The 18686-nt window shown below is 43.3% G+C and carries 13 protein-coding genes and 1 pseudogene; 5 read left to right on the forward strand and 9 right to left on the reverse strand.

Annotated features, from left to right (window positions below; all coding sequences use genetic code 11):
• Positions 1 to 7 precede the first annotated feature (7 nt).
• The 3 genes from Dvar_RS36080 to Dvar_RS36090 all read right to left on the reverse strand — a co-directional run bounded on the left by Dvar_RS36080 (position 8) and on the right by Dvar_RS36090 (position 3836).
• Entirely contained in the window at positions 8 to 1819 is a 1812-nt protein-coding gene (locus tag Dvar_RS36080; protein WP_419658177.1) for a hypothetical protein, read from the reverse strand.
• 61 nt (positions 1820 to 1880) lie between these two features.
• On the reverse strand, positions 1881 to 2651 hold the full coding sequence (locus Dvar_RS36085; protein ID WP_419658179.1) for a hypothetical protein: 771 nt from the start codon (positions 2649 to 2651) through the stop codon (positions 1881 to 1883).
• Positions 2652 to 2699: 48 nt separating this feature from the next.
• Positions 2700 to 3836 (reverse strand): OmpP1/FadL family transporter, encoded by a 1137-nt coding sequence (locus Dvar_RS36090; RefSeq protein WP_419658180.1) that lies wholly within the window; start codon positions 3834 to 3836, stop codon positions 2700 to 2702.
• A gap of 1063 nt (positions 3837 to 4899) precedes the next feature.
• On the opposite strand from Dvar_RS36090, the gene acs reads away from it, so the two are divergent.
• Complete coding sequence (gene acs / locus Dvar_RS36095) at positions 4900 to 6888, forward strand: acetate--CoA ligase (protein WP_419658181.1); 1989 nt, start codon at positions 4900 to 4902, stop codon at positions 6886 to 6888.
• A gap of 82 nt (positions 6889 to 6970) precedes the next feature.
• On the opposite strand, the gene Dvar_RS36100 is transcribed toward acs, so the two are convergent.
• Both Dvar_RS36100 and Dvar_RS36105 read right to left on the reverse strand, forming a co-directional pair.
• Positions 6971 to 7174, reverse strand: coding sequence for a DUF6485 family protein (locus tag Dvar_RS36100; RefSeq protein ID WP_419658182.1), 204 nt, complete (start codon positions 7172 to 7174; stop codon positions 6971 to 6973).
• Between the two features lies 1 nt (position 7175).
• The gene (locus tag Dvar_RS36105) at positions 7176 to 7757 is read right to left on the reverse strand and encodes an HDIG domain-containing metalloprotein (RefSeq protein ID WP_419658184.1); all 582 of its coding nucleotides are present in this window, start codon (positions 7755 to 7757) and stop codon (positions 7176 to 7178) included.
• A 173-nt stretch (positions 7758 to 7930) separates the two neighbouring features.
• On the opposite strand from Dvar_RS36105, the gene Dvar_RS36110 reads away from it, so the two are divergent.
• The 4 genes and pseudogenes from Dvar_RS36110 to Dvar_RS36125 all read left to right on the forward strand — a co-directional run bounded on the left by Dvar_RS36110 (position 7931) and on the right by Dvar_RS36125 (position 11619).
• A complete protein-coding gene (locus tag Dvar_RS36110) occupies positions 7931 to 9460 on the forward strand; it encodes a hypothetical protein (RefSeq protein WP_419658186.1) in 1530 nt (509 codons plus the stop codon).
• 82 nt (positions 9461 to 9542) lie between these two features.
• Entirely contained in the window at positions 9543 to 10223 is a 681-nt protein-coding gene (gene surE / locus Dvar_RS36115; protein WP_419658188.1) for a 5'/3'-nucleotidase SurE, read from the forward strand.
• A 71-nt stretch (positions 10224 to 10294) separates the two neighbouring features.
• Positions 10295 to 11019, forward strand: a pseudogene (locus tag Dvar_RS36120) (transposase); the annotation flags it as partial.
• A 45-nt stretch (positions 11020 to 11064) separates the two neighbouring features.
• On the forward strand, positions 11065 to 11619 hold the full coding sequence (locus Dvar_RS36125; RefSeq protein ID WP_419658189.1) for an NUDIX hydrolase: 555 nt from the start codon (positions 11065 to 11067) through the stop codon (positions 11617 to 11619).
• A gap of 70 nt (positions 11620 to 11689) precedes the next feature.
• On the opposite strand, the gene Dvar_RS36130 is transcribed toward Dvar_RS36125, so the two are convergent.
• The 4 genes from Dvar_RS36130 to Dvar_RS36145 all read right to left on the reverse strand — a co-directional run bounded on the left by Dvar_RS36130 (position 11690) and on the right by Dvar_RS36145 (position 18682).
• Entirely contained in the window at positions 11690 to 13483 is a 1794-nt protein-coding gene (locus Dvar_RS36130) for a KamA family radical SAM protein (protein WP_419658190.1), read from the reverse strand.
• Positions 13484 to 13801: 318 nt separating this feature from the next.
• On the reverse strand, positions 13802 to 15859 hold the full coding sequence (locus tag Dvar_RS36135; protein WP_419658191.1) for a fibronectin type III domain-containing protein: 2058 nt from the start codon (positions 15857 to 15859) through the stop codon (positions 13802 to 13804).
• Between the two features lie 418 nt (positions 15860 to 16277).
• Complete coding sequence (locus Dvar_RS36140) at positions 16278 to 17039, reverse strand: fibronectin type III domain-containing protein (protein WP_419658192.1); 762 nt, start codon at positions 17037 to 17039, stop codon at positions 16278 to 16280.
• Between the two features lie 365 nt (positions 17040 to 17404).
• Entirely contained in the window at positions 17405 to 18682 is a 1278-nt protein-coding gene (locus tag Dvar_RS36145) for a hypothetical protein (RefSeq protein WP_419658193.1), read from the reverse strand.
• Positions 18683 to 18686: the final 4 nt, after the last annotated feature.

An 18686-nucleotide genomic window follows, 5' to 3' on the forward strand; every position in this document is an offset into this window, starting at 1 on the left:
AAAGCTCCTAATTACAAATTTTTTTAGCATTTTTTATAATAGGATATTGCAATAACATATAATCTTCGCTGTACACGACTTCGTGCGATCTATTTCTAACCTTTTTATTATTAAGCAGAAAATTCTGCTTGACTCTTTCTCCATATTTTTTCAAATCAATTGAAGACGTTCCATAAATCCAACATTGACGATCTTTACAACTTACATTTGCATCGCAGCCTCTTAATTTCGTATGAACGATTTCATTGAATTTAAGATTAATTATATTGGTCAAATATTTTTCAAAATCAGATCTTTCAATGGAATAGATATACGCTTCGTTTTCTATGAATAATTGTTTTTTAATTTTTTCTAATATTTGTACTCGATTTAAATTTCCTTCATACCCCATTATCTGCCTATAAAAATAATTTGCAGCAAAATCCAAGTATTCATAGTTTTGAATATTTTCTTTATAAGCATATTGAATACTTATTGCTTGCGATCTATCAGAATATGATCTTTCCATGTTGTAAATATCAACTTCTGAATTATTTAGCTTTGTTTCTAAAATTACTTTTATTATTGGTCTAAATTCCACCTCAGTTATTTTCTCATTTTGAGAATTTAAAACGACAGCATACAGATCATTGCCAAGTCCAAGATACTTATTTTTGATTTCGTATTTTTCACCTTCCAACAATTTGTGCTTATAATTTATTAAGTCTTCAACATTATAGACGACGCTTTTATTTATTTTTTTATAATTACATGATTCATAGTTATAGCTAATTTTTATATCTGCACACAGAACTTTTTCTGGTATAATTATGTAAATTTTATCATCTATATTTTTTAAAAGTAATTTATCATTTAATTTAATTGATGAAAAAACTCCGGTAGAACCTGTTAAATTTTCAAATAAATAATTACGATAATGAATCCTATCGATTTTTTCCATTGGCTTACTGTTAATGGAAAAATCATATTTCATCATTGCGTTATTTATTTCTGTTTTATTTACTGTTAATTTGTAGTCGTTTCCAATTCTTCTGCTTAATTCTTCTTCAGCAATGTTCAAGAAATCATTTGACGTGTCATAACTGTTTATTATTTCCTCGCCAAGCTGATTGATCCTAAATTCCCATCGTCTTGAAAGGGATGAGATAGTTATTGGGATTCCTTCGTTTGTCACGTCTATCGAAAAAATTTTTTGATCATCTTTGTCACTCATTGTTCTAACCGCATAAAACCGAATTACTCCGTTACATTTGTAATCACTATAATTAATTGGTTCAATTAGTGTTTTCTCTTTTTCAAAATATATTCTAAATTTTGTTTTACTACCTGGCTCAAACAAAATCATTTTCTTATTTTCTTTAATTTTTCCCTTCATAAAAGCATAAATTATATTTTCAATTGTTACCAAAGGGATTCTATCGAAACTTAATATTGGTTTATTTATTTTATCATTTACGATAACGGATCGATTGGTTTTGTCACCTAAAATATAATCTAATACTTGTTCAGGGACAGAACCCGATTTTAAGTCATAATAAACAGAAAATTCATTATCATCGACAGACAGCTTGACGGCTTTATTACTTTCCTTAAAAAATCCTTCTTTTTTCTCACTATAAAAAGGTATTCGATCATCTTCTTTAATATTGTAGAATCGTGAAGAGAATTTATTATCAGAATATTTAATCGTAAAAGCACCTTTTTCTTTGTTATTAACTAAAACATTGTAATCTGCCGTAAAATTAATTTTTGCTATACAATGCTCAACCCCATTAAATAATAAAAAAATTGCGAATATTAAACGAATAAAATATTTCATACAGTCTCCAAATAATAAAATATCTTTAAAATCTAATATTAAATTATTTAAACAAAACATATTAATTATTTTGATAAAAGCCAACCGCTAATATTGGGTTTAACGCTTGAAATTTTTCAATTTTCATAAATAAAAAATTGATTTTACAGGGATTGTAATTGTATTTTTCCGATATTTTTATTGTGCTGCCTGTTTTGATTATCTTTTCCGGAAAAATAAATTTATTTTTCATCGACTTACCAGGCAATATCTCATCGATACTCATTAATTCTTTAGTACCCACTGCGAAATTTTGTTCTAAAACTTTTACATTTTCCATTCTGGTTTTTCCAATATTACTAATTTTTAAAAAGCCTTCTCCTTTACTTGGATTTATAACCATTAAAAAATATGGCGATGGCGGGAAATGACCTCGGATTTTTTTTATATATCGATTTGGATGGTATTGTTTTATGTAATTGACTCTAACATCCTCAAATTCTGGCCATCTTCCTTTTCCTGGTATTATTTTACTCTCAATTTCACTCCAGCTTAATCTTTCATTATCGTTAGGTACAATCTGTCTTGCTTTCATAAATATTTTTTCAGCTTTAAACATATCGGATTCTTTTTTATCCACCGAAGACTCATATATTTTTTTTCCTTCTTCGTATAATTTCCATGCTTTTTTTTCTATACCTTCAGCGATCGAAGACTCTACACTGATAAATAATGAAAAATATAAAATATAAAACATAAAGGAAATTAATCTTTCGACACTGTAACATTTTTTAAAAAAATTCATTTTATTTAATTTTTCTAAAAGCAGTTTTTTTACATCTATTTTTTTCAAGTTAACTATTCTCAATTTTAAATATTTATCATTTGTTTAAAGCAGTTATCATTTAGACCAGGTAAGCGCAACAGAATACAACCCAACCCTTTGATTATAATTGTAAAAATACGATTCCATTTCCATATTTCTATTCTCATAGGTGGCCTCTATTGCGAAATATTTTCCCAATTTAAGACCAACACCTCCCGTTATTCCGGTAACTTCAGGATAATAATAATCTTCATCTGGTTTTGAACTGTAATACCCGGCTCTCAATGATAAATACTTAATGCCCCCTTCCAGCATTTTTGTCCATTCTAATCCAAATGATACTTTATCATATCTATTTTCCATTACCCGGTAGGAATAATCGTTGGAATTTGCCTCTGACCAATCCGTATTGCCATACTGAACCGATGCAGTAATTGTTGATTTAAACCTCGTTATTCCTTTAGCCATGGACAATCCAAGCTCATAGCTTGGCGGCCTTCCAAATAAGATATTATCTTCTATTTCATCATCTGTTTTGGTATCACCAACAGAAGTCTTGAATCTATATACACCGCCAATTTTCATAGTAAATGCAGATGAATCAATTTTAATCGCATCCAAAAGGACTCCGATTGAACCTGAAAATCCCGAGGTTGAGCTATCACTGTTTGACTCCTGATACGTATATCCGTAACTATCACGATACAAGCTGCTGTCGCCATAATCGATTGTCACTAGCTCAACCGTTCCACCTATTTTCAGTCTTTCATTAAATGATGGAAACGCTAATCCAAAGCTTAGAACATTTATATCTTCTTTTAAGGTTCCATATATTGAGTTGGTTGATTCCGGATAATTCCAACTAATTGTATAAGGAGAAAAATAAGCTATGCCTAATCCAATTTTTTTACCTCTAAAATCTGCCGCTACAAAAAATTTGTTTTCCCCATTGGTAAATTCTGAATTTTCTATATCAACGGCTTGGCTATATTCAACGATTACATCAATTCCCTTTTTGCCGGTCAACCCCGCTGGATTATACCATATTGCTGATGAGTCATCTGCAACTGCAGTGAAAGCTCCCCCCATTGATCTTGCCCTCGTCCCAGGGTAACTTATCCAGGGGTCGGCAAGTACTGGTAAATTTGTGAAAATAAATACTAAAATCGAATAAATACAACCTTTCAAAATACGATTCGAAAGCCAATTCATTAAATTCTCCTCTTCGATCATTATTGTTGAGAATGACAAAATAGTAGTAGTATTTATTTTAATTTTTTTGGTGATAAAAATTATACCGTTAGGATGATGTGAACAGATTGACGCCTTTTTGATTGTTAGTTGGTAGAATTTGCATCATCAACATGACAATCCGGCACAAATTTCACTTTAACGATTGGTATGGACAAGTTCACAAAAAACCACGGCTCCTGATTACACTGCCCCCCAGCTAATAAAGCCTAATCAAACAAAGAAACCAGCTATTCCAGCAATCTTACGTGTCGTACCATCTTAAGGCATCCTTTTTGTGGCATAGGACTTTTGTAGGTGATGAAAATCATGCCTGATAAGTAGGCCTTTTTTCAAGTACTAATCGAATTGTTGTATTATTTATTTTTTTATTGGAATATTAGTTTATCGGCAGATTATCATAAAACATAACACCGATACGGGAAAAAGGGTAGAAGAGTTAGGAGACTATCGGAATGATTACTCTGCCGCTAACATCTTCCCTCAACAATTGTTGTTCGTTGTTTTGGATAGTTTTGTCGATTATTTTGCATATTGTTTATTAACAACAACTTAGGACTTTGATAGATATTTTTGCCACCGGATCCATCACAGTTGTACCTACAACATTAGTTGTAAATAAAAGGCATTCATTTAATAATCTGCACCTTACACATTTATCCACTTTCACCGACCACAACTTTTATTGTGGACTCCGCCGATACTCGTCATCTTTTTAAAATTCAATTTTTCATAGCCAATTATCTGTCCCATCTTTATATCCCATTAACATGCTGTTTTTATATTATATTTAAATAACTCAGCCTGCAGTATGAGGACATATATATTCGGATGGCATGCAATTTGTATATGAGTATCAAATACTGGTTGCAAAAAACTTTTTGAATTATATTCATTTTGCAGCTTTCAGAAGTTTGTCTGCAACAACGTTGCCGGTAATTGCAAAAAATAGGTTTAGTTTGCGCAATCTCGCGCATGTCGTATAGGTCATTCCACCCACTATTTTTATCACGCGGAGGTTTTTATGACAGAAGTGACCCTCAAAGAGATTTATCCGGTTCCCGAAGATTTCAGAAAAAAAGCCTACATCAACAGCTACGATCAGTACAAAGAAATGTGGCAGGAGTCCATCGACAATCCGGATGGCTTTTGGGGCAAGGTCGCCGAAGAGCAAGTCACATGGTTTAAAAAATGGGATAAAGTAGCAGATTTCAATTATGGCACCAATGCCGATGATCTTTACATCCGGTGGTTCACCAATGCCAAACTCAATGTGTCCTATAACTGTCTGGATCGGCATCTGGAAACCCGTGGCGATCAGGTGGCGCTCATCTGGGAAGGCAATGATCCCAGCGAAAGCAAGCAATTCACCTACAAAGACTTGCATGCCGAAGTTTGTAAATTCGCCAACGTATTAAAAAACAACGGTATCAAAAAAGGCGATGTGGTCACTTTTTACCTGCCCATGATTCCTGAACTGGCCATCGGCATCATGGCCTGCTCACGCATCGGCGCCATCCACGCGGTGGTATTCGGAGGGTTCTCCGCCGACGCGCTGGCCAGCCGTATCAATGATAGCGAAAGTGTCTTGGTCATTTCCTGCGATGGCACCTTCCGCGGTGCCAAAGCGATCCCCCAAAAAGCCAATGCGGACAAGGCCATCGAAGCATGTCCGTCGATAAAAACGCATCTGGTGGTTGAACGGGTGGGCGCTGACAAGGTTCAGGTGGACTGGAACAAGGATGTGGACAAATGGTATCATGAGGAAGTCGCCAAGGTCGACGCCGACTGTCCGCCCGAAGAGATGGATGCCGAGGATCCCCTCTTTATTCTCTATACATCAGGGTCCACGGGTACGCCCAAGGGCGTCATGCACACCACCGGTGGCTACCTGACCTATGTGTCCTACACCCACAAGATGATCTTCGACTACCACGACGGAGACATCTACTGGTGTACGGCCGATATCGGTTGGGTGACCGGTCATTCGTATATTGTGTACGGCCCGCTGTGCAACGGTGCCACCTCGATTATGTTCGAAGGGGTGCCCAACTATCCGGACTTCGGCCGGTTCTGGGCCATTGTCGAAAAATATAAAGTCGATATCTTTTACACCGCCCCCACGGCCATCCGCGCCCTGGCCAAGGAAGGCGACGCCTGGGTCAAACAGCACGATATTTCATCGCTGCGTCTGCTGGGCTCCGTTGGGGAACCACTCAACCCCGAAGCCTGGAACTGGTATTATCAGACCATTGGCCGCAGCGAATGCCCCATTGTCGATACCTGGTGGCAGACAGAAACCGGCGGTATCCTGATTACACCGCTGCCCGGGGCCATTGACATCAAACCGGCCCAGGCCACGGTACCGTTCTTTGGTGTCGAGCCGGCCATCGTGGATGATGCGGGCACCGAGCTGGAAGGCGAATGCCAGGGCAATTTAATCATCAAACGATCCTGGCCCGGACAGATGCGCGGCGTGTACAAAAACCCGCAGCGTTTCTTTGAAACCTATTTCACCCAGTTCGACGGGGTCTACACCACCGGTGATGGCTGCCGACGGGACAAGGACGGGTATTATCAAATCACCGGCCGCGTGGATGACGTGATCAATGTTTCCGGCCACCGCATGGGAACCGCCGAAGTCGAGTCAGCACTGGTCTCCCATCCAATGGTTGCCGAATCAGCGGTCGTTGGCTACCCGCATCCGGTGAAGGGTCAATCCATTTACGCCTTTGTGACCCTGAACTCCGGTGTTGAAAAAACCGATGAACTGAAAAAAGAGCTTGTGGCGCATGTCCGCAAAGAAATCGGTCCGATTGCCACACCGGAAATGATCCAATGGTCGGATTTTCTGCCCAAGACGCGTTCCGGGAAAATCATGCGGCGCATCCTCAAAAAAATCGCCGCCGGCGACTTTGACAAGGCTGCAATGGGCGACACCTCGACCCTGGCCGATCCGACCACCGTTGATCTGGCCATCGAAGGTGCCAAGAAACTTCAAACAGCCAATTAAATTAAGATGATGTAAACCAAACGGATAAAACTTCAGCCAAGGGTCGGGGTATGTTGCCCCGACCCTTTTTTATCGAAACGATCTACACCCGCCCTTCGCTTACCAGGCGTGCAAAATGCTCATAGCTGCGATCATAGGTTCGTTCGGCATCATTGGGGAATACGCAAGCCGGGAGCTGGCGCATCTTAATATGGTATTTAATACAATCGCAGCAGACGCCTTTGCGTGAGCAGGGCTCGTAGGAACAATTGCATCGCTGCAGGTTTGTCTCTTTTTTGCACTCCATCTTATGCATCTCCTTTCAAGCCGATGTCTTCGGCCACGTCACGCATGCCCATGATCGTATCGGTGATCAAATCGCCCAGCTCAACGCCTAGCATATCAGCCCCCTTTTGGATAATCGTGCGATCCACACCAGCAGCGAATCGTTTATCCTTCCATTTTTTCTTGACTGATTTGGCTTTCATGTCCATAACGCTCTTTGTCGGCCGCACAAGCGCTGAAGTCGCCACCAAACCGGTCAGCTCGTCAATGGCAAACAGCACTTTTTCCATGGTGCTTTCAGGCTTCACATCCGTACAGATGCCCCACCCATGGCTGACCACAGCGCGGATCAGATCATCGGGCCAGTTGTTTTCCTTGAGAATTTCTTCTGTTTTTTTACAGTGCTGATCAGGAAACTGCTCATAATCCAAATCATGAATCAGGCCGACGACGCCCCACACCGCTTCATCTTCTCCGTATTTTCTGGCCATATAGCGCATCACCCCTTCAACGGCTAAGGCATGCTTGATGAGACTTTCACTTTTGTTGTACATTTTTAAAAGGCTCAAGGCGGTTTCCCGAGAGGGAATTGGGTTGCTCATCATTCGTCTCCTTTTTGGCTTTAATAGGGTTGCACTGCCATCTTTATTCGATTACTTAATGGCGGGAGGGTGACCAGCTCAAATCGGGGTAACATCCGTATTGTAACTATCATCACAGTTGGAAATGGTTTACCACATTGCCCGGCTGTGCAACAACCCCTTACCAATGGATCGCCATGATTTACCGTGCACCTGAAATCCGTTCCGACCAACTGGCAATCGCCGTTCACACCCTTAACCGGCGTTGGGGCAAACATGCCCTTGCCATTTGGCAGGGGCATCGACCAGCCGCCTCCCCCGAGCTAATCTACAATGGTTTTGAATCCGTACTCACGCCTGAAATGATCGCTGCAACGGAAACGATTCCCGACTCCAGCCACCGTCTGCGTATCCGCCACGGCCTGATCGATCATTACCTGCAGCGCGAACTCATGCCCCATGAAACGGAAATGCAAGCCTGGAGCCGTGGCGCGGCCGCCCATGTGGATGGTGAAAAAATATATTTTCGGGATATCATTCCCTGGTGCCAGAAATCCAGTACCCTGGCCAAACGTCAGAAGCTCCAGCAGGAAACCAGTCCGCTTTGCAAACTGCTCAGGCCCTTTGCCGTCAACTATTGGGACATTGTTCTGAAAACCCTGACCAACACACTGGGCTTTGATGGCTATATCAACTACTGCCAATCGAAAAAGGGCATTGATTACCACCACCTGTATCAATTAACCCAGCAAATGGTACACCATACCGATGGATTTTATTACAACGCCATGGAAGCCTGGTGTCAGGACCGGTTCCGCGTTCCGCTGGACCACCTGACCCGCTTCGATGCCATGAACCTGCTCAGTTTGAGCCAGTGGGATCATTTGTGTCCGGTGGATCATGTGGAGACAACCCTTGACTTTTTCAACCGCTGGGAAATCGATCCCGCCCATCACCCCGGGTTGTATCTCGACATTGACGCATCACCCGCAAAAAGCGCCCAGGCCATCACCATGATAATCGCCATTCCCGATGAAATTCATCTGTTGATGCGTCCGGAAGGCGGCTGGGGTGACCTGGAAACCCTATGGCACGAATTGGGGCACGGGCTGTCCGCTGTGTTTACGGATCCGAGCTTGCCGTTGGTGGATCGCGAATTGGCAACCGCCTTCAATCTCTCCGAGGTCTATGCGTTTTTGCTGCAGCGCATGGTCCTTTCCCGGCCGGTGTTGGAGGCCCTGATGGACCTACCAGAATCGGTTATTGATACAATCGGTTTATACAAAGATTTGAAGGATCTTTCCGTATTTCGCCGGTATGCCGCCAAATTTATCAGTGAATATGAGATGTTTCGGGATGGGGATATTTCCGATGGGGTCCCCTATGCCGATACCATGGCCCGCATTACCGGTTTCTATCATCAACCGGAAAGTCATCTGTTCGATCTGGTACCGGAATTTTACTGTGCGGATTACCTTTTGGGATGGATCGGTGAGGCGCTTTTGGAGCAGTATCTGCAAACCCACCTGGGTCGTTACTGGTGCATGACCGAACGTGCCGGCAAATGGCTCAAAGGACTTTGGCAACAGGGAAATCAGCTGGACATCGATTCCTTCTTTAGGAAAAACGACATGGGTGAACTGGCTCCCACGGCCCTGCTCAATCGCTGGGATCGGCTGTCCGGCAGGATATCAACGACGGTATCCGGTTCACCATCCAATGTATAGCACAATCATGGGCTTGCATTCTATCCCATGGCTGGTATGATTGAGCGGTTTTGTCCCCCTCATTTTGAGCATGGAGTCAGCATTGAAAATTGTTGTCACCAATGATGATGGATACGATCAACCGGGATTGACGGCCCTGGCGGACGCGGTGCGACCATTGGGATCGGTAACCATTGTTGCCCCTGCCACGCCCCAATCCAACGTGGGCCATCGGGTAACCATGAGAACCCCGATCAAGGTTGAACAGCCAACTAGTGACACCTATGTGGTTCATGCCACACCGGCAGACTGCACCCGGCTGGCCATCAAATCGCTGGTCAAGGACGTGGATTGGATCATCGCCGGCATCAACCCCGGTGCCAACCTGGGCAGTGATGTCTATCAGTCCGGAACCGTGGCTGCAGCCCGGGAAGCCGCCATCCTTGGTGTTCGTGCCATGGCCGTATCCCAATACATCGCACCGGACTGGACCGTCGATTGGCCAGCGGCAACAGAGCAAGCCATCCGGTTGATTCCTCAATTCGTGTCCAAGCCTCTGGCTTTAGGGAAATTCTGGAATATCAACCTGCCCAGTCCCATCACGGTGGGTTCCACATTATCCCACCACAGGTGTCCATTGGACAAACATCCCCACCACTATCGATACATTGAAGATGAGGGCGTCTATCATTATGAGGGCATTATCCACAATCGCCCCCGGTCGACAGGCAGCGATGTAGACATCTGCTTTAAAGGGATGATTTCCATTAGGGGCTGTTTCTAAAAAAAGCCTTAACATTTTTACTCAGTTATGCTGGTATGCCCAGCATGAGAAGACATGAGATATCAGATGAGAAATGGAAAATTATAGGCCCTTTGCTGGTTCGTGAAAAAAAGGATCCGCGTGGCAGACCGCCTAAAGACGACCGATTAATGTTTAACGGAATTCTTTGGATCATGAAAACAGGAGCTCCTTGGCGCGATTTGCCTGAATCGTTCGGCCCATGGCAGACCGTTTACAAACGGTTTGCCATGTGGGCCAAATTGGCCATTTGGGATGACATCCTCTTGGTGGTATCGAAGGATGCCGACTTAGAATCGATCATGATCGACGCTTCTTATGTAAAGGTCCACCAGCATGGGACCGGCGCAAAAGGGGGCACTTCAATCAGGACATCGGCCGAAGCGCGGGTGGCCTGACAACTAAAGTCCATGCTTTGGTAGACGCATTGGGCAATCCTTTGCGTATTGGTTTGACCGGTGGAAACGTTCACGACATTGTTCCAGCTCCGGATTTGGTTTCCAGCCAATCGGCTGATAACCTTCTCGGGGATAAAGCCTATGACGCAGATCAGTTCATTGCTCAGGTGCAATCTCAGGGAATAAAGATTGTAATCCCGCCCAAACGCAACAGACAAGAAATGCGGGATTACGACCGCCATATTTACAAAGAGCGGCATCTGGTGGAATGCTTTTTTGCCAAGATTAAACAATGCCGTCGTGTTGCCACTCGTTATGAAAAATTGGCCCTAACATTTAAAGCCGTTGTCATGATAGCTGCTTGCTTGGTTTGGTTAGATTGATTTTTTTAGAAACAGCCCCTACTCAATTGGAGATTTAACCGGATGAACTTTTGCTCCCAGTGCGGCAGTCCAGTATCGCTGACAGTACCCGCCGATGATGACCGACCACGCTATGTTTGTTCATCCTGCGGCACCATTCATTATCAAAACCCAAAGGTTGTTGTCGGCAGCATCCCCATCTGGGAGGATCGAATTCTCATGTGCCGCCGAGATATCGAGCCCCGTAAAGGGTATTGGACCCTGCCGGCCGGTTACCTGGAAAATGGCGAAACCGCCGCCGATGGCGCTCGGCGCGAAACATTGGAGGAGACCGGTGCCACCATCGTTGATCTGGTTCCCTACCTGATGGTCGATATCATCCATATTGGGCAAATCTACCTGATGTACCGCTGCCACCTTTCAGCCCCGACCTTTCATCCCACCCGGGAAAGTGCCGAGGTAAAATTGGTGGATGTTGCTGAAATTCCATGGGACGATATTGCCTTCAAGGTTATTGAAAAGACCTTGCACCATTTTCTTCAGGACCGGAACGCTGGAGATTTTGCTTTCCGCACAGATATGATCGATTTAAATAAAAAACAAACGCCAACCGCTTAGAGGCAGTTGGCGTTTGTTTTTTGTGGAATGATTCGTTTGAATTGAATTATCAGTCGGTCTGCATGGATCATCAATAGTAGTACCATATCGTGCCATAATCGTGAACATTTTCTCCGATTGCATCCAGTTTTAAAAGGTAGTCGAGGATAGGCACATCTTCACTGAGGTGCGTTCTGGCCGCATTGGAAATATTTTTCTCCCACGGATGAAATTCGTATAAACGGGACCCATCCGGCAAAATGGATATCAGATCGCGGTGAACATTGGCGCGGAGATAATTCTTTCCCAAACCGGGAACATTATAAACCGCCTCGTCCGTTCGCGAAAGGCCTGGTAAAAGTCGGGTCTCTTCTTTTTGTTCCTGAAGCAACCTGGCGATTGGAACCCGATAGTCGATGGTCTCCTCCTTGCCTTTGGTATTAAATGTATAGTAAGGGTCAATCCCAATCCGGGTCAGCGTCCGGCGCAAAAAAGCGGCCTCGAATCGACGTGAGGTAAAAAACGTGTAGACCAGTTGATTGTAAACCGGTATGCCTCTTTTTCTCAGTCGTTCCACTGCCGAAACGGTTTGGGGGGTAAGTTCATAGCTGCTCTGAGCGTGAGTGACCACCGCGACCTGGCGCCGCCCAGGATCCCGAAACCGGGCAAAAATATCGGCAAGCTTGTCAGTGATGCGCATCGGCAAGGTAACCAGGGTACGTGATCCAATGCGAATGCGTTCAAGCGTGGGTATGTCGGCCAAACGCGTTAGGATCTGTTCAATTTGATCATCGGTCATGGCCAGGGGGTCCCCACCCGTCACCAGCACTTCATGAATGGCCGGATGGCTGCGAATCCATTGAATGGCTGCGTCGATCTTTTTTTGTGGAGCCATGGCGCCAGGCTCCATGGCATCGTCAATTTCCCAGTTGCGCTGACAGTAAACGCAAATCTGGGGACAGGTGTTAAATGGCTTGAAAATGCAAATGGACGGATACCGACGGGTAATCAGATCAATCGGTGACGTATCGGATTCGAGCATAAAATCCAGGCAATGTCCGAAACGCTGAGCCTCAGCCATTTTTTCCACATAGAAGCCCGAAGGGATCACCTGGGCCCGAATGGCTCGATCCCGCCCATCTTCAGGCTCGTCATCCATAAGGGACAAGTAATAAGGCGTGATACCAAATGGTATCCTTTTTTTCCGCGCCATTTTAATGGCGTTGTACTCTGATTTACTCAGGTTCAGCAAACGGGCGATCTCATCCGCGTCTCGAAGAATATGCTGGACCTGCCATGTCCAGTCGTTCCAATCGGATTCCGATCCCTGCATGGCATCCAAAAGCCGATCACGACGCGCCTTCCTGCGCTTGATGGATTCATCGTCCAAACCGGATGTGAATTTTGACAGGCGCCACTGCACTTCGACATGCAGTTCATCAAGTTGTCGGGATCGTTCCAGAGCCGCCTCACGATTTTCATAGCGGCTTGGAATCAAATGTAAATCCGCCAGTGTGGTCCCCGGACCACGTCCCTGAAGGCCGAGTATCAAATATAGCAGTTCGGCATAGAATGCCGGCGTTAGATCTGGCCTCCTTTTCCCACGGGCTAAATCCATAATGGCTTTCGCAACAGAAAAATTTGCCATATCTTCGCTGCGCCTTGTCATCAACCGAATCATCACTTTTGCACAGTCTCTGACTCTGATGACGGACCCTTCAGAAAAACTGTCATAGTCATCAAAGGCGTCGAACATCATATCGTTGGCTAATCTGGACAAACTAGCCCTGAGATCGTCCACCTCAGATAGATTGTTGGCGATGGTAAAAATTTCCGGCGCCTTTGCCTGAAGATAGGTTGGGTTGAATTTTGAAATATTAATCATCGCTTCCTCTGATTTGTATAAACATTCAGGGTTTTTAAACGCAATCATTATTACCGGCTAATTAATTTTTATAAATCTAACATATTTAGCATTTTTATACCATTAGGCGAAGCCCCCATTTTTTAGCAAAAAAGAGTGTAATTTTAATAAGCTGTTAGAACGTCAGGGATGATCGATAATTTTTCGATACAATGCAAATATGTTACAAATGGTGAGATAATTGGTAGGATGTGATGAGACTGGCAAGAATATTTTCCCGTACCATTTTATTAGGAAACAAACAGTGAAATTTCTGCAATAATCTATAATTTAGACATTTTAATAAAACACTAAATAATTGCTAACCGTGCCGCCGGAAAAACCGGTTGCCTTGTTGGCCCCCAAGTTCACGGTTGCACCCGCAGCATAGCTTTTCTGATATACTTTTAAATAAGGTTGAGTACTCAAAGAGGTGTATATCCGCTTACCGGTATTGCTGAAACCACGCAACCAGTTGGGAAGGCTGTTGGCGCGGCTGTCATAGGCCACGTATACCACCCCATCCTCCGGCATTGCAAAGGTCAGATAACCACTGGCTGCGGTATTGTTCCGTTCATCGTTAGGCGTCAAAATAGCTTCAGAATTCAGGTAGGCTGAAGGAATGTTGGTCAGTGTATAGTTCCTGTCAGTATAGTAGGTCATGCTTGTTGTGAGAATGTCTTGCTCAAACTTGGAAGCCAAATCGTTGGTTGAACTTGAGGTGGTCGAGGAACTTGTATCAGTGCTTTGGCCGTCTATTCCAAGCTCATATAAAACAAGATAGTTGCTAACCGTTCCTCCAGAAAAACCGGTCGCCTTGTTGGCACCCAAATTCACGGTTGCACCCGCTGCATACCATTTTTCAAAAACAACCAGATAGGGCTGTGTGCTTAAAGATGTGTATATTCTCTCGCCCGTTGCGCTGAAACTGCTCATCCAGTTAGGAAGACTCTTTGCCCGGCTGTCATAACCCACATAAACCATGCCGTCATCCGGCATTTCAAAGGTCAGATAGCCGCTTACTTTGGTGTTGTTTCGTTCATCATTCGGTGTCAAAATCGCACCCAAACCGGAATAATCAGAAGGAATATTGTTCAACGTATAAGCACGATCGGTATAGTACGCCATCCCTTTGCTGAGAACGGTTTTCGTAAACTTTGAACTTACACTGAGCGTCGGTGTGGTCGGTGTAGTTGATGTGCTATCACTGGTGTTATCGACACCCGTCTCATAAAAAACAAGGTAATTGCTCACTGTGCTGCCGGAAAAACCGGTTGCCTTGTTGCCGCCCAAATTCACAGTGGCACCAGCGGCATACCACTTTTCAAAGACCACCAAATAGGGCTGAGAACTCAAGGAGGTATAAATTCTGTCACCTGTTGCGGAAAATCCGCTCATCCAGTTGGGAAGACTCTTAGCCCGGCTGTCGTAGGCCACATAAACCATGCCGTCATCTGGCATGACAAAGGTCAGATAGCCACTACTGATAGTATTGTTCCGGCCATCATTAGGTAAAAGGATGGCACTCAATCCCAAGTAATCGGAAGGGACATTGGTTAATTTGTAGTCTCTATCGGTATAGTATGCCAATTTATTGGTGAGCGTAGTATTCTCGAAATTGGTGCTCAAACCAATACTACTGTCAGATGATTTGGATATATCCGTGCTGGTGGTCGGAGTAACCGTCAGGGTACTGGTATTGGCGTCCTCATTGCCGGATTGATCTTCAGCGCGAACGCCGATAGTATAACTCACGCCAGTGGTAAGGTTATTCAGGTTTGCAGCATAGGTAAAAATACCGCCAGTGGATGTGCTGATATGTGTTATTGTGTTATTTTCTGTCCAGTCTGATTTATTCCAGGTTTGAGTCGGAGCATAATAGACGTTAAAATTTAAGTTTGTTCCATCAACCGCATCTGTGGCTGTATCAAATTCGATGGTAACGCTACCCCCCGCACCGTTATCTTCCGCGGCACCGATGCCACTGGTAGCGCCACTCCAGGATGGTGGGGTTGTATCTGTTTCAGAACTAGTGTTCTCACTAGCTTTGAAAGTGACTTCGTTGGAGTCCATGCTTTCCAGATTACCATTATAGGCCCGAACGACAAAACAATACGTGTTCCCGCTTTTTAAATCTTTTATGACGCATGAGGTAGATGAGCCTTGCCAGGTCGGATTGTCATAGTCGTATTCCTGGTGGGCAAGACGATAGAAAACCTTGTAACCTTCAGGTGATGGTGTATTGGCATCCCAGTTTAGACTAACGCTAGCCGCATTAGCAGAGTTTGTATTAGCTAAAATAAAAAAAAGTACAGAAAGTAAAAGGACGACAGGGCACAGAATTTTTTTCTTGTCCATAGTCAAAAGCAGTTTTTCCGTTTCAGGTCTGAATAAATAATTCCAATTCAATAAATACACAGGGGAATGTCTAAAATAACTGTAGTGAGCAAATTAAGTGCCACTCATACAGACTTCTCCCTTATAATCCATAATCATTTAAAATATTTATACATTTTATCTTCAAACCCTCCGAAATTCAAACCAATCTTCAATCAAAAAAATTTGAACCGGAAATTTTCGTAACCACCCAAGTAAAAATATCGTAACTGGATGAACAAAAAAAACCCTGTGAGCATTTTATGCTCACAGGGTTTCTTAAAAATATCTCAGTGCGTTTAGTTCCAGAAAGCTAAATTCGAATCGCCTTCATTCATATAATATAAACCAGGGGGGGCACTGTTGAGTTTTTATTGTCTATCGGCACAGCAATGCCATTTTACTGACTAACATAACGCCCTCGAACTTGGGATTTAGTATTAGTATTACTGTCAGATGCTAAATCCGTGCTGACGGTCGGAATGACCGTCATGGTACTAGTATTGGTATCCTCATTGCCGGACTGATCTTCAGCGCGAACACCGATGGTATAACTCACGTCATTGGTCAGGTTATTCACACTTACAGCATAGGTAAAAAAACTGCCAGTTGATGTGCTAATAGATGTGATTGTGCTGTTTTGTGTCCAGTCTGATTGATTCCAGCTTTGCGTTGGAGCATAATAAACGTTGTAATTTAAGTTATTTCCATCAATCGCATCTGTGGCTGTATCAAATTCAATGGTGACGCTGCCACTTGAACCGTTACTTTCCACCGCACCGATGCCATTGGTAGCGCCGCTCCAGGATGGGGGGGTTGTATCTGTTTCAGAGCTTGTGTCATCAGCAACAGTAACAGTGACCTCATCAGAATCTATGCTTTCCAGACTGCCATCATAGGCCCGAACGACAAAACAATACGTGCTCCCGCTTTCTAAATTATTTATTACGCACGAATTAGATGAGCCTTGCCAGGTCGGGTTCTCATAGTCGTATTCTAGATTGTCAAGGCGAGAGAAAACCTTGTAACCCTCGGGTGATGGTGTATTAGCATCCCACTGGATACTTACGTTAGCCGCATTCACAGAGGTTGTATTGGCTAAAATGAGTAAAATGAAAGGGAGGAACAGGACGGCCGGGCACAGAAATTTTTTCTTGTCCATAGTCAAAAGCAGCTCTTTCAGTTTCAGATCTGAATTAATATTTCAAAGTCAACAAATGCACAGGGAAATGTTTAACACGATTATAGTGAGCAAATTAAGTGCCACGAATATGAACCATCACCTTATATTTAGTATATATTTGAAAAATAAATATATTATATTCTCCATGCTCCCAAAATCCAGGCCAATTACCAAATAAAAAAATTAAACGGGAAATTTTCGTAACCCAATAAGTGAAAATTTCGTAACCCAATAAAAAGCCCGTGAGCATTTCATGCTCACGGGCTTTCTCACAGTATAAAAATTCTCACTTATTATTCCTGTATCAGCTTGCCTAAGTTTCTATATGCTATATTTCAATATCTTTACAAGATTAACGGAATTTCATAAGCGAACTCAATCCAAAACCGGTTACGCTCTCTTGTGTTTTCACTATCGACGATATCCTCGGAGCTGTTTTGATATGCGTAATTTATTGACACATCTAGATTTTCAGTCAGCCGGTAACCCAAAAAAGGTCTTATTTCCAAATACCTTGAATCCTCAACATAATTTTCCTCATCGCTGCTCGTGCCCAATAGATCGTAGCTCAGTACGAATCGGCTGTATAATCCCATGCTAAATCGCTCAGTCAATCGGTAATTGTATCGCAATTTAAAATTGTCTACATTAATGTCGGTGCCTGCAGCAGTTGTATCAACATCATGGTAATACATAAATTCTAATGAGGAAGCAGGCCCTTTATGTCTTACTCTTAAGCTGGCCCGAACCCCCCATTTATCAAGATCATCATCGCTCTGTTGCTTTTCGACCATCGCGTATCGGCCACCAATCGTAGCGAGGCTGTTCGTGATTGGGCTCCAATCACGTTCCCAACCCAAATCAAGGGAAATGTAGTCAGTGTCGTTTACATTATTGGTACGGTGGTAGAAAGAGGGTCCGATGGAAATCGCGTCCTGCTGATTTTTCAAGCGGCTTTTATATCTCAAGTCGACCCGGTGCCGATTGTAATCGGTGTAACGGCTACTATCATAAATTGATTTTTCAAATCGATATTGAGTATCAATTGTGGATATTGTCGATATGTTATACGCCATACCTCCCATCGCATAAAAATACTCACGATCGATTTGATTAATTTCCTCAACGCGACCTGTTTCCTCAAGATAAGTTCTTAAGATATTGTCATTATAATAGTTAAAGCCAGCCCTTGAATCCCATCGTTGTCCAAAACGGTGGTTAGCCGTCAAACGATAATATTGATTCTCACGGTCAAATTCCTCTTCCTCTAAATAGCGTAAAACTTCCAAATCAGCGGAGAGATGGATGGAAGAGCGGAGAGATTCATATTCCACTTCAAGGCCAGGTTCTACGTTGACGACAGTTGAGGAAAGCTTTTCTTGTCCTTTAAATAGGATATTGTCATCATATCCTCCATAAACACCAATTTTTGGTACCAGTTTCCAATCAGCGGCGATAATAGGCGCAGGAAGACACAAAACGATGACGGCGACAAGCAAAAAAATGGCAACGGCTATTACCGATCTAACAGTGGGATTCGGTTTCTGCATAAAAATACCTCCACGTATCCTGAAATTCTGCCATGGGTCGCCACTGGCTTTTTGACCATTTGTCATTTCCACACAA

Source organism: Desulfosarcina variabilis str. Montpellier (assembly GCF_048565275.1).
GTDB classification, from domain to species: Bacteria; Desulfobacterota; Desulfobacteria; order Desulfobacterales; family Desulfosarcinaceae; genus Desulfosarcina; species Desulfosarcina variabilis.